The organism is Kineosporiaceae bacterium SCSIO 59966, assembly GCA_020881835.1.
GTDB lineage: Bacteria > Actinomycetota > Actinomycetes > Actinomycetales > SCSIO-59966 > SCSIO-59966.
In genome coordinates this window covers 2,425,403-2,437,533 of sequence record CP052876.1, presented here as the reverse complement: position 1 = coordinate 2,437,533, position 12,131 = coordinate 2,425,403, and the positions used below count along the sequence as shown (strand labels likewise).

The window sequence follows — 12,131 nt, the reverse complement described above, 5'->3', positions numbered from 1 at the left end:
CGGGAGCCCAGTCTCCCGGCCCCCTGTCCTACGGTCTGAGTCACCTCGTACGCTCTGTCCGCAGCGCCCGCCCACCGGCGGGCCGCACCCTTGGCAGCGCCCGTCACCCCGGGCCGGACCTGCGTCGCCCGCTCCCGGGCGTCACGACCAGGAGGAACGCGTGGTCGTCTTCATCGTGCGGAGGCTGATCGTCTCCTTCTTCGTGCTCCTCGTGGCGACGTTCATCATGTACACGCTGGTCTCCCTGTCCGGCGACCCGTTCGAGGACCTGTACGGCATCCAGAACGTCGCCGACCGCGAGGCCCGGATGGCTGCCCGCGCCGAGGTGCTCAACCTCGACCAGCCGATCCCGCAGCGGTACCTGACCTGGCTCGTCGGGGTGCTGGGCTACCTCGTGCCGTTCGCCGACGGGACCCTCGGCACCAACATCCAGGGCCAGGACGTCGAGGCCCTGCTCGGCCAGGCGCTCAGCGCCACGCTCCAGCTCGTCGTGGCCGCCACCCTGCTGGCGATCATCACCGGCGTCACCATCGGCATCGTCTCCGCGCTGCGCCAGTACACCGCGTTCGACTACTCGATCACCCTGGTGTCGTTCCTCTTCTTCTCCCTGCCCATCTTCTGGGTGGCGATCCTGCTCAAGGAGTACGGCGCCATCGAGCTCAACACCTGGCTCGGTGACCCGGTGATCGCCCCGTCCTGGCTGGTGGGTCTCTCGGTGCTGAGCGGCCTGTTCTGGACCGCCCTGCTCGGCGGCCGGCAGTGGCGACGCCGGCTCACCGTCTTCGGCGTCGCCGCCGTCGGGACCGGAGCCCTGCTGGCGTACCTGTCCGCGGTCCGCTGGTTCGCCCAGCCGTCGCTCGGCGTCCCGGTCATGCTCGTGCTGTCCGTCGCGGTGGCGGTGGGGCTCACCGCTCTCGCCGCCGGGCTCCAGCGCCGGTCGGTGCTGTACGCCGGCATGGCGGCCGGCGGAGTCGCTTTCGTCGTCTACCTGGTCACCCTGCCCATGCTCGAGGACCCGACGTGGCCGCTGCTGCTCGGCGTCATGGTGGTGAACCTGGCCCTGGCCGGTGGCGTCGGCTGGTTGCTCGGCGGGCTGGACCGCGACCAGGCCGTGCGGACCTCGGTGCTCGTCGCGTTCGTCGTCGGCGTCCTCGGGTTCGTCGACCACCTGCTGCGGGTCTTCCCGGACTACGCCGCCCGCCTCGGTGGCCGTCCGATCGCCACCATCGGGTCCAACACCCCCAACTTCGACGGCACGTTCTGGGAGACGTTCCTGGACTCGGCCACGCACATCGTCCTGCCCAGCCTGGCGCTGATCCTCATCTCGTTCGCCACCTACACGCGGTACACCCGGGCCAGCATGCTCGAGGTGATGAACCAGGACTACGTCCGGACGGCGCGCTCCAAGGGGCTCACCGAGCGCACCGTGGTGATGCGGCACGCCTTCCGCAACGCCCTCATCCCGGTGACGACGTTGATGGCCTTCGACTTCGCGAGCGTGCTCGGTGGCGCGGTGATCACCGAGACCGTGTTCGGCTGGCGGGGAATGGGCAACATGTTCCTCACCGGCCTCAACGCCGTGGACCCGGCGCCGGTGATGGGCTTCTTCCTCGTCGTCGGCACCGCGGTCGTCGTGTTCAACCTCATCGCCGACATCACCTACGCCTTCCTCGACCCGAGGATCCGGCTCAGCTGAGCCCTAGTCCGAGCCGGTTGACCGGGTCACCAGACCCGGTCCGACGACAGAGGGAAACCCCCTGATGGCACAAGAACCGGGACAGAACGTCCCCGACGAGCGGGCGGTCACCGTCGAGGACGGCGCCGCGCGGCGGACCTCCCGCGACGACGCGAGCGGTCTGCAGATCAAGGCCCGCTCCCAGGGCGAGCTCGTGCGACGGCGGTTCCTCCGCCACCGTGGCGCCCTCGTCGGCATGGTCATGCTGGCCTTCGTCCTGCTGCTCGCGTACACCTCCATCGGCTTCGCCGGCATCCCCGGCTGGTGGGACAAGGACTACATCAGCACCGCGCCGGTCGTGGACGGCGGACGGCCGACCCTCGACCTCGTCCCCTGGCTCGACGGTGACGGCGTGTCGATCGGGGAGTACCCCTTCGGGCAGGACAACGTCGGCAAGGACTACTTCGCCCTGACGATGCGGGGAGCGCAGCGCTCGATCACGGTGGCCATCGTCGTCGGCATCGTCGCCACCATCGTCGGCTCCGTCATCGGAGCGGTCGCCGGGTTCTTCCGGGGCTGGGTCGAGTCGCTGCTCATGCGGTTCACCGACGTCATGATCACGATCCCGACGCTGGTCATCGCCGCGGTCCTCGGGCGCCGGTTCGGCGAGCTGGGGCTGTACGTCTTCGCCACCGTGCTGGGACTCATCGTCTGGACGTCGCTCGCCCGCCTCGTCCGCGGGGAGTTCCTGTCCCTGCGGGAGAAGGAGTTCGTCGAGGCCGCCCGCGCCATGGGGGCGAGCAGCAGGCGGATCATCTTCCGGCACATCATGCCCAACACCCTCGGCGTCATCATCGTCAACGCGACCCTGACGGTCGCCTCGGCGATCCTGCTGGAGACCGCGCTGAGCTACCTCGGCTTCGGCGTCCGGCCCCCCGACACCTCCCTCGGCCTGCTCATCAGCGAGTACCAGACCGCGTTCACCACCCGGCCCTGGCTGTTCTGGTGGCCCGGCGTGTTCATCGTCCTCATCGCCCTGTCGGTGAACTTCATCGGCGACGGCCTGCGGGACGCCTTCGATCCTCGACAGACCAGGGTGCGTGCCTGATGACCGACTCCTACGAGACCCCCCTGGGCAGCGGCGTGGCCCACCTGTCCCGCACCTCCTCGGCGATCCGCCCGCCCACGGAGAACGAGCTGCTGCGGGTCGAGGACCTGTCGGTGTCGTTCCCCACCGAGGACGGCGTCGTCAAGGCCGTCCGCGGCGTCTCCTACTCGCTGCGCGAGCGGGAGGTGCTCGGCATCGTCGGCGAGTCCGGCTCCGGCAAGTCCGTGTCCTCGATGGCGGTCATGGGCCTGCTGCCGAAGTCCGCGCAGATCACCGGCCGCATCCTGTTCCGGGGGGACGACGTCCTGCAGATGTCGCCCAAGCAGCAGCGGGCCCTGCGGGGCCGGAAGATCGCGATGATCTTCCAGGACCCCATGACGGCGCTCAACCCCGTGTACAGCGTCGGTGACCAGCTCGCTGAGGCGGTGCGCTCGCACGAGGTGGTGTCGAAGAAGGCCGCCCTGCGCCGCGCCGAGGAGATGCTCGACCTCGTCGGGATCCCGCAGCCGAAGCAGCGGCTGCGCAACTACCCGCACGAGTTCTCCGGCGGCATGCGCCAGCGCGCGATGATCGCGATGGCGGTGATCAACAACCCTGACGTGATCATCGCTGACGAGCCGACGACCGCGCTCGACGTCACCGTGCAGGCGCAGATCCTCGAGAAGCTCATCGAGGTCAAGGACGCCGTCAACGCGGCCATCGTGCTCATCACCCACGACCTCGGCGTCGTCGCCGGGATGGCCCACCGGGTGCTCGTCATGTACGCCGGCCGCTCGGTCGAGCTCGGCAGCACGGACGACATCTTCTACCGGCCGCGGATGCCGTACACCGGCGGGCTGCTCGGCTCCATCCCCTCCCTGGAGGGCGACAGCGAACGGCTGCGCCCGATCAAGGGCGCCCCGCCGTCGCTGATCAACCTGCCGTCCGGCTGCCCCTTCCAGCCGCGCTGCCCGCTGGCGACCGACATCTGCCGCGAGGTCGAGCCACCGCTGGCGCCGACCGACGACCACGACCACGCGGCCGCCTGCCACCACTGGGACCAGATGGCCGAGGCCGAGGACCCGACCGCCTTCTTCCGCACCGAGAGCGAGGCGCAGCGATGAGCACTCCGGTCCAGGAGACCACGGGCACCTCCCCGCAGGCGGCCGGCGCCGACCCCGACCGGGACCACCTGCTCGACGTCCGGGACCTGGTGATGAACTTCCCGGTCAAGGGCGGCGGCCTGCTGCGGCGCACCGTCGGCTGGGTGCAGGCCGTCTCCGGGGTGACCTTCCACGTGGACGCCGGGGAGACCCTCGGCGTCGTCGGCGAGTCCGGCTGCGGCAAGTCGACCACCGGCCGGGCGGTGCTCCAGCTGCACACACCCACCTCGGGGTCCGTGCGCTACAACGGCACCGAGCTCGTCGGCCTCGGCGCGAAGGAGATGCGGGCGGTCCGCAAGGAGCTGCAGATCGTCTTCCAGGACCCGTACGCCTCGCTCAACCCGAAGATGCCGGTCAACGACATCGTCGGCGAGCCGCTGCGCATCCACGGCCGGTGGGACAACGACAAGCAGGGCAAGGCCAGGGTGGCCGAGCTCCTCGAGCTCGTCGGCCTCAACCCCGAGCACGGCAACCGCTACCCGCACGAGTTCTCCGGCGGCCAGCGCCAGCGCATCGGCATCGCCCGGGCGCTGGCCCTCGAGCCGCGGATGCTCGTCCTCGACGAGCCGGTCTCCGCCCTCGACGTCTCCGTCCAGGCGGGCGTGGTGAACCTGCTGGAGGACCTGCAGGACCAGCTCGGCCTCGCCTACATGTTCATCGCCCACGACCTGTCGGTCGTGCGGCACATCTCCGACCGGGTCGCGGTCATGTACCTGGGCAAGATCGTCGAGATCGGTGACCGGGACGACATCTACGAACGGCCGATGCACCCGTACACCCAGGCGCTGCTGTCGGCGGCGCCGACCGCCGACCCGCAGGAGGAGCGCCGCCGCGAGCGGGTGATCCTCACCGGCGACGTGCCCAGCCCGCTGAACCCGCCGTCCGGCTGCCGGTTCCGCACCCGGTGCTGGAAGGCGCAGGACATCTGCGCGACGCAGGAACCGGCGCTGGTCCAGCGCGGCGGTGAGCAGCGGGTGGCCTGCCACTTCGCGGAGGTGGACTCGAACGTCGTGTGAGCGCCCCGCCTACAGTGGCGTGGTGATCACCGACCCGCCGCTGCGGGCCGGGGTGCTCGTCGTCGGCGCCGCGATCCTCGACGACCTCACCCGGCCGACCCGGCTGCTCGCCGCCCGGCGCACCGCCCCACCCCGGCTGGCCGGCGGCTGGGAGCTGCCGGGCGGCAAGGTGGACCCCGGGGAGGACCCGGACCAGGCCCTGCACCGCGAGCTGCGCGAGGAGCTCGGTGTCACCGTCCGCCTGGGCCAGCAGGTGGCGCCTCCGGACGGCGGGGACTGGGCGCTGCCTCCGTCGGCGCTGCTGCGGGTCTGGACGGCGCAGGTGCTCGACGGCGAGCCGGCCACCCTCCAGGACCACGACCGGTTGCTGTGGCTCGACCTGGCGGACGCGGTGGACGCCGTCCGCTGGCTGCCCGCCGACGTCCCCGTCGTCCGCACCGTGTGCCGGCTCACCCTCCGCCGCTGAGGGCGGACGTCGCCCGTTTGCCACCGTCGACGAGGTGCGGCAGGGTCGACGACCGGCGACCACCGATCCCCGCGACCCAGGAGGTCCCCTGATGGCGTCCGCCACGGCCACCCCCCCGGGGTCCCGCCGTCGAGGCCCCTCGCTGGCCCCCCGCGTCTTCTACCCCTCCCTCGCCGTCATCGGCGCGTTCGTCCTGTTCGCGGTCGTCGCTCCCGAGGCCGCCAGTGCCGGGATCGGCGCCGTGCAGGGCGGCATCATCGACACCCTGGGCTGGTACTACGTCCTGCTCATCGCCGCCTTCGTCGCGTTCTCGCTGTGGATGGGCTTCAGCCGGTACGGCGACATCCGGCTCGGCCGCGACGACGAGGCGCCCGAGTTCGGCGTCCGCTCCTGGTTCGCGATGCTGTTCTCCGCCGGGATGGGCATCGGCCTGGTGTTCTGGGGCGTCGCCGAGCCGCTCAACCACTACGCCTCGCCCCGGCCGGGGTTCGAGGGCGGGGAGGTCGCCGCCGCCCGCCAGGCGATGACCCAGACGTACGTGCACTGGGGCGTCCACGCGTGGGCCATCTACGTCGTCGCCGGGCTGGCCATCGCCTACGCGGTGCACCGCCGCGGCCGCCCGGTGTCCATCCGCTGGGCGCTCGAGCCGCTGCTCGGCGACCGGGTCAAGGGCTGGCTCGGTGACCTCATCGACATCACCGCGATCGTCGGCACGCTCTTCGGGGTGGCCACCTCGCTGGGCTTCGGCGTCGCCCAGATCGCCGCCGGGCTCGACTTCACCGGCCTGGTCGAGGGCGGTTCCGGGTCCGTCGGGCTGCAGTCGCTGCTCATCGTCGTCATCACGGCGGTCGCGGTGGCCTCCGTGGTCAGTGGCGTCGGTCGCGGGATCAAGTGGCTCTCGAACGTCAACATGGGCCTGGCCGGGGTCGTCCTGCTGTTCGTCCTGCTCGCCGGGCCGACGCTGTTCCTGCTGCGAGAGTTCGTGCAGAACTTCGGGGACTACCTCACCAACGTGCTGCGGCTGACCTTCGACGTCAGCGCCTACCGCGGTGAGGAGGGCGAGGTCTGGCAGGCAGCCTGGACGACGTTCTACTGGGGCTGGTGGATCTCCTGGGCACCCTTCGTCGGGGTGTTCATCGCCCGGATCTCCCGCGGGCGCACCGTCCGTGAGTTCGTCGCCGGCGTCCTGCTCGTCCCGACGCTCATCACCTTCCTGTGGTTCTCCGTCCTCGGCGGCAGCGCCCTGTACCGGGAGCTGTTCGGCGGCGGCGGACTCGTCGGCGAGGACGGCTCGGTCGGTACCGAGTCCTCGCTGTTCACGCTGCTCGACGGCCTGCCGGGCGGGTCCGTCGTCATGGGCCTGGTGATCCTCCTCATCGTGACGTTCTTCGTCACCTCCTCGGACTCCGGCTCGCTCGTCGTCGACATGCTCGCCTCCGGCGGTGACATCGACCCGCCGACGTGGAGCCGGGTGATGTGGGCGGTGCTCGAGGGAGCGGTCGCGGCCGCCCTGCTCGTCGTCGGAGCCGGTGGGCTGGGGGCGCTGCAGACCGCGGCGGTGATCACCGCGCTGCCGTTCAGCCTCGTCATGGTCGCGATGGCGGTGGCCACCGTGCGCGCCTTCCACCGGGAGCACCACGCCCGGCTGCGCCGGGAGCAGGCGCTGCACCTGGAGACGGTCACCCAGCACGTCACCACCCGGCTCAGCGACGGCGCCCCCGCGGACCGTCGTTAGCGTGCTGGCGGTGCGCACCCGTTAGCCTGCGTGAGCACCCCTTCCCGACCGGAACGAGTCCTCCCGTATGCCGCTCCGCACCGATCTGCGCAACGTCGCCATCGTCGCCCACGTCGACCACGGCAAGACCACCCTCGTCGACGCCATGCTCTGGCAGTCCGGCGCCTTCGGCGAGCACCAGCACGTCCAGGAGCGGGCGATGGACTCCGGGGACCTGGAGCGGGAGAAGGGGATCACCATCCTCGCCAAGAACACCGCCGTCCGGTACCGCGGACCGGCGGCGGCTGCCGCGGGAGCCCCGGACGGCGTCACGATCAACATCATCGACACCCCCGGTCACGCCGACTTCGGTGGTGAGGTCGAGCGCGGCCTGTCGATGGTCGACGCCATCGCCCTGCTCGTCGACGCCAGCGAGGGGCCGCTGCCGCAGACCCGGTTCGTCCTGCGCAAGGCTCTCCTCGCGCACCTGCCCGTCATCGTCGTCATCAACAAGGTCGACCGGCCGGACGCCCGCATCGCCGAGGTGGTCGACGAGGTCTACGAGCTGTTCCTCGACCTCATGGACGAGGGCGACGACCAGGCCCTGGAGTTCCCCGTCGTGTACGCCTCCGCCAAGGCCGGCCGGGCCAGTCTCGAGCGTCCCGCGGACGGCGAGCTGCCCGACAGCGAGGACCTCGAGCCGCTGTTCCGCACCATCCTGGAGACGGTGCCGGCGTTCGAGTACGAGGAGGACGCCCCCCTGCAGGCGCACGTGACGAACCTCGACGCCTCGCCGTTCCTCGGCCGGCTCGCGCTGTGCCGGGTGCACGCCGGCAGGATCCACAAGGGTCAGCAGGTCGCCTGGTGCCGCCGGGACGGGTCCGTCGAGCGGGTGAAGGTCACCGAGCTCATGCTCACCGAGGCACTGGACCGGGTCCCCGCCGACAGCGCCGGACCCGGCGACATCATCGCGCTCGCCGGCATCCCGGAGATCACCATCGGGGAGACGCTCGCCGACCCCGAGCACCCGGTGCCGCTGCCGCTCATCACCGTCGACGAGCCGGCGATCTCGATGACCATCGGCACGAACACCTCTCCGCTCGCGGGGCGGACCAAGGGCGCCAAGGTCACTGCGCGGCTCGTCAAGGACCGCCTGGACCGCGAGCTCGTCGGCAACGTCTCGCTGCGGGTCCTGCCCACCGAGCGACCCGACACCTGGGAGGTGCAGGGCCGCGGCGAGCTCGCCCTGGCGATCCTCGTCGAGACCATGCGCCGGGAGGGCTTCGAGCTCACCGTGGGCAAGCCGGAGGTCGTCACCCGCGAGATCGACGGCCGGGTGCACGAGCCCGTCGAGCACCTCACCGTCGACTGTCCCGAGGAGTACCTCGGCGCCGTCACCCAGCTGCTCGCCGGCCGCAAGGGCCGGATGGAGCACATGGTGAACCACGGGACCGGCTGGGTCCGGATGGAGTTCCGGGTGCCGTCCCGAGGTCTCATCGGGTTCCGCACCGAGTTCCTCACCGAGACCCGCGGCACCGGTATCGCCCACCACGTCTTCGAGGGCTACGAGCCGTGGTCCGGCGAGCTGCGCACCCGCCGCAGCGGCTCGCTCGTGGCCGACCGTGCCGGGTTCGCCACGTCCTACGCGATCCTCAACCTGCAGGAGCGGGGCAGCCTGTTCGTCGGCCCGGGCACCGAGGTGTACGAGGGCATGGTCGTCGGGGAGAACTCCCGCGCCGACGACATGGACGTCAACGTCACCAAGGAGAAGAAGCTCACGAACGTGCGCTCCAACGCCGACGAGCTGGAGCGGCTCGTGCCGCCACGGGTGCTCTCCCTCGAGCAGTCGCTGGAGTTCTGCCGCGAGGACGAGTGCGTCGAGGTCACCGCGGACGCGATCCGGGTCCGCAAGGTCGTCCTGGACGCCACCCAGCGCGACAAGGCCCGGGCGCGGGCCCGGCGGGGATGACCTCCGCGGGGCACCGGTGACCAGCACCCGCCGCCTGCTGCTCGTGCACGCCCACCCGGACGACGAGTCGATCTCGACCGGGGCGACCATCGCCCGGTACGCCGCCGAGGGCGTCGAGGTCACCCTGGTCACGTGCACCCGCGGCGAACGGGGCGAGGTCATCCCGCCCGCGCTGGCCGCCCTCCAGGGCGACGGCCCGGCGCTGGCAGCGCACCGCACCGGCGAGCTCGCCGAGGCGGCACGGGTGCTCGGTGTCACCGAGCACCTCTTCCTCGGCGCAGACGCCGGCGTCCGGTACGAGGACAGCGGGATGGCGTGGGGGGCCGGCGGGCAGGCGGTCGCCGCCCCGGACACCGGTCCAGACGCCTTCGCCCGCGCGGACGTCGACGCGGCGGCCCGGCACCTGGCGCGGCTCCTGCGGCGGGTCCGGCCGCAGGTCGTGGTCAGCTACGAGCCGGACGGCGGGTACGGCCACCCCGACCACGTCCAGGCCCACCGGGTCACCGTGCGGGCCGTGGACCTGGCCGCCGCACCCGGACCTGGTGGGGCGCCGTGGCAGGTCGCCAAGGTGTACGAGGTGGTCGAGCCCGAGTCCGTCGTCCGCGCGACGCTGCGCCGGACCCAACCGGTCAACCCGTTCACCGCTCCGGACCCGGACGGACCGTTGCCGTCGGTCGTCGTCCCGGACGCCGAGGTGACGACCGTCATCGAGGCCGACGACCACCTGCCCACCAAGACCCAGGCACTGCGGGCCCACGCGACCCAGGTCATCCTGGAGGGCGGTTTCCTCGCGCTGAGCAACGGGATCGGCCGCCCGCTCACCGGCACCGAGTGGTTCCGCCTCGTCCGGGGCGTCGCGGCACCCGACCCGGCTCGGCCAGACGGCCGGGAGAGCGACCTGTTCGCCGGGACCGAGGTGCCGCCACCGTCAGTGACGGGCTTAGGCCGGACGGGCGACGCTGGCGTGTGACCGCGCGGCACGGGGGGTATGCCTGGCACATCCGTCTGAGTTGGCCTCACATCCCTCTGAGTCGGCCTGGAGGCTGGTCGTGCCCGTCGACGCTGCTGCCCCGCCCCTGCCGCTGCGTGAGCGCGCCGACGTCGGCCGCGTCCGGGAGCGCAACCGGCAGCGCCGCCTGCTGCGGATCGCCGTCCTGCTGTCCCCCTTCGCCATCTGGTTGTGGTGGCGGCTGCTGACCGGCGACCCGGTCGGGGCCCCCCGGCTGCCTGCGATCGACCCGCTGTACCTCATGGCGGGGCTGTTCTTCGTCGTCCTCATCGTCGTCCTGCTCAGCACCACGGTCGTCGCCGGCCGCTCACCGCACGTCACCTACCGGCCCGAGCAGATCGACGTCCGGATGGACGACGTCAAGGGGCTCGCCCCGGTCAAGGAGGACGTCCAGCGCTCGCTCGACCTGTTCCTCGCCGGGCGCACCTTCCGCCGCGACATGGGCGGCACGCCGCGGCGGGGCCTGCTGTTCGAGGGACCGCCCGGCACCGGCAAGACGCACATGGCCAAGGCGATGGCTGCCGAGGCCGGGGTGCCGTTCCTGTTCGTGTCCGGCACCTCGTTCCAGTCCATGTACTACGGCGCCACCGCCCGCAAGATCCGGTCGTACTTCAAGGCGCTGCGCAAGGCGGCCCGGACCGAGGGCGGCGCCATCGGGTTCATCGAGGAGATCGACGCCATCGCCACCGTCCGAGGGGGGATGAGCGCCGTCCCCGCCCCCGCCGGGCTCAGTCCCGCGGTCAGGCAGCTGTCGGTGACGCCGGGTTGCGGTGGCCTGGAGGGGCTGCCCTCGCTCGGTCTGCCGGCCGGGACCCTGGCTCTCGGCAGCCTGCCCGCCGGCACCCTGGTCCACCGGGCCGTCAGCGAGGGCGTCGGCGGAGTCGTCAACGAGCTGCTCGTCCAGATGCAGTCCTTCGACGAGCCGACCGGGTGGCAGAAGGTCCGGGGCCGGGCAACCGACGCGGTCAACCTCCTGCTCCCCGCCGCTCGCCAGGTCCGCCGGCCCCGGACCGAGCCGGTCGACGTCATGATCATCGCCGCGACGAACCGGGCCGACAGCCTCGATCCCGCGCTGCTGCGTCCGGGGCGGTTCGACCGCCGGCTCACCTTCGACCTGCCCGACAAGCGCGGCCGCCGGGAGATCGTCGACCACTTCCTCACCCGCAAGGCGCACGAGGCCGAGCTCGACACCGACGAGCGGCGCGACGCCCTCGCCGGGGTGACCCAGGGGTACAGCCCGGTGATGATCGAGCACCTCCTCGACGAGGCGCTCGTGAACGCCGTCCGCCGGGGCGCCGCGACGATGAGCTGGACCGACATCGAGCACGCCCGGCTCGTGGTGGAGGTCGGCCTCGGGCAGCCCGTCGGCTACACCGAGCACGAGACCCGGCTGATCGCCACGCACGAGGCCGGGCACGCCACCGTGGCGCACCTGCTGGCCCCGCACCGCCGCCTGGAGATCCTCACCATCGTCAAGCGGGCCGGTGCGCTCGGTCTGCTCGCCCACGGGGACACCGAGGACGTCTACACCCGCTCGCGCAGCGAGCTGCTCGCCCTGATCCGGATCGCCTTCGGCGGGCAGGTCGCCGAGGAGCTGTTCTTCGGGGACGTGTCCACCGGCCCCAGCGGTGACCTGCACTACGCCACGAACGTCGCCGCGCAGATGGTGGGCGCGGCCGGCATGTGCGACACACTGGTGTCGTTCGCCGCCATCGAGACCAGCGGCCTGTCCGGGGCCAACCTCGTCGCCCGGGTGCTCGGCGACGCCGGCGGCCGCCGGATGGTCGAGGAGCTGCTGCACGACCAGAAGCAGCACGTGCGCGAGCTGCTCGAGCAGAACCACCACCTCGTCGCGGCCCTGCGGGACGCGCTCGTGGAGCGGCACGAGCTCATCGGGCACGAGATCACCGACGTGCTGCGGGACGCCGCCGCCGCGGTCGCCGCTGTGGAGGGCGAACCGGCGCCGGAGGTCATCGACCTGCGGGAGCCGCAGGGACGTCCGGCGGCCGGCTGAACGGCCGCGCGTACGCTG

9 protein-coding genes are annotated in these 12,131 nt (G+C 71.8%); all 9 read left to right on the top strand.

All coding sequences use genetic code 11. The features are described 5' to 3' along the window. The first annotated feature begins 160 nt into the window (after positions 1–160). The 9 genes from HJG43_11400 (at position 161) to HJG43_11360 (ending at position 12,113) form a co-directional block, all read left to right on the top strand. Positions 161–1,696 carry an ABC transporter permease gene (locus tag HJG43_11400; protein ID UER55044.1) on the top strand — a complete coding sequence of 512 codons (1,536 nt, stop codon included), beginning with the start codon at positions 161–163 and terminating at the stop codon, positions 1,694–1,696. A 64-nt stretch (positions 1,697–1,760) separates the two neighbouring features. Then, positions 1,761–2,783, top strand: a complete 1,023-nt coding sequence (locus HJG43_11395; GenBank protein ID UER55043.1) for an ABC transporter permease — start codon at positions 1,761–1,763, stop codon at positions 2,781–2,783. Continuing rightward, entirely contained in the window at positions 2,783–3,886 is a 1,104-nt protein-coding gene (locus tag HJG43_11390) for an ABC transporter ATP-binding protein (protein ID UER55042.1), read from the top strand. Before HJG43_11395 ends, HJG43_11390 begins: the two co-directional genes overlap by 1 nt. Beyond that, the gene (locus HJG43_11385; GenBank protein ID UER55041.1) at positions 3,883–4,941 is read left to right on the top strand and encodes a dipeptide ABC transporter ATP-binding protein; all 1,059 of its coding nucleotides are present in this window, start codon (positions 3,883–3,885) and stop codon (positions 4,939–4,941) included. The genes HJG43_11390 and HJG43_11385 overlap by 4 nt, the downstream gene beginning before the upstream one ends. A gap of 40 nt (positions 4,942–4,981) precedes the next feature. Beyond that, positions 4,982–5,407: a (deoxy)nucleoside triphosphate pyrophosphohydrolase gene (locus HJG43_11380; protein ID UER55921.1), complete on the top strand. Its 426-nt coding sequence runs from the start codon at positions 4,982–4,984 to the stop codon at positions 5,405–5,407. 91 nt (positions 5,408–5,498) lie between these two features. Continuing rightward, on the top strand, positions 5,499–7,142 hold the full coding sequence (locus HJG43_11375; protein UER55040.1) for a BCCT family transporter: 1,644 nt from the start codon (positions 5,499–5,501) through the stop codon (positions 7,140–7,142). A 67-nt stretch (positions 7,143–7,209) separates the two neighbouring features. Continuing rightward, a complete protein-coding gene (gene typA, locus HJG43_11370; GenBank protein UER55039.1) occupies positions 7,210–9,090 on the top strand; it encodes a translational GTPase TypA in 1,881 nt (626 codons plus the stop codon). Positions 9,091–9,106: 16 nt separating this feature from the next. Continuing rightward, on the top strand, positions 9,107–10,060 hold the full coding sequence (mshB, locus tag HJG43_11365; GenBank protein UER55038.1) for an N-acetyl-1-D-myo-inositol-2-amino-2-deoxy-alpha-D-glucopyranoside deacetylase: 954 nt from the start codon (positions 9,107–9,109) through the stop codon (positions 10,058–10,060). A gap of 106 nt (positions 10,061–10,166) precedes the next feature. Continuing rightward, on the top strand, positions 10,167–12,113 hold the full coding sequence (locus HJG43_11360) for an AAA family ATPase (protein UER55920.1): 1,947 nt from the start codon (positions 10,167–10,169) through the stop codon (positions 12,111–12,113). Positions 12,114–12,131 lie beyond the last annotated feature (18 nt).

Bases quoted from the DNA above. Each gene is read 5' to 3' on its own strand.
- HJG43_11375 (UER55040.1), top strand. From the start codon at position 5,499: ATGGCGTCCGCCACGGCCACCCCCCCGGGGTCCCGCCGTCGAGGCCCC.
- HJG43_11385 (UER55041.1), top strand. From the start codon at position 3,883: ATGAGCACTCCGGTCCAGGAGACCACGGGCACCTCCCCGCAGGCGGCC.
- typA (UER55039.1), top strand. From the start codon at position 7,210: ATGCCGCTCCGCACCGATCTGCGCAACGTCGCCATCGTCGCCCACGTC.
- HJG43_11390 (UER55042.1), top strand. From the start codon at position 2,783: ATGACCGACTCCTACGAGACCCCCCTGGGCAGCGGCGTGGCCCACCTG.
- HJG43_11395 (UER55043.1), top strand. From the start codon at position 1,761: ATGGCACAAGAACCGGGACAGAACGTCCCCGACGAGCGGGCGGTCACC.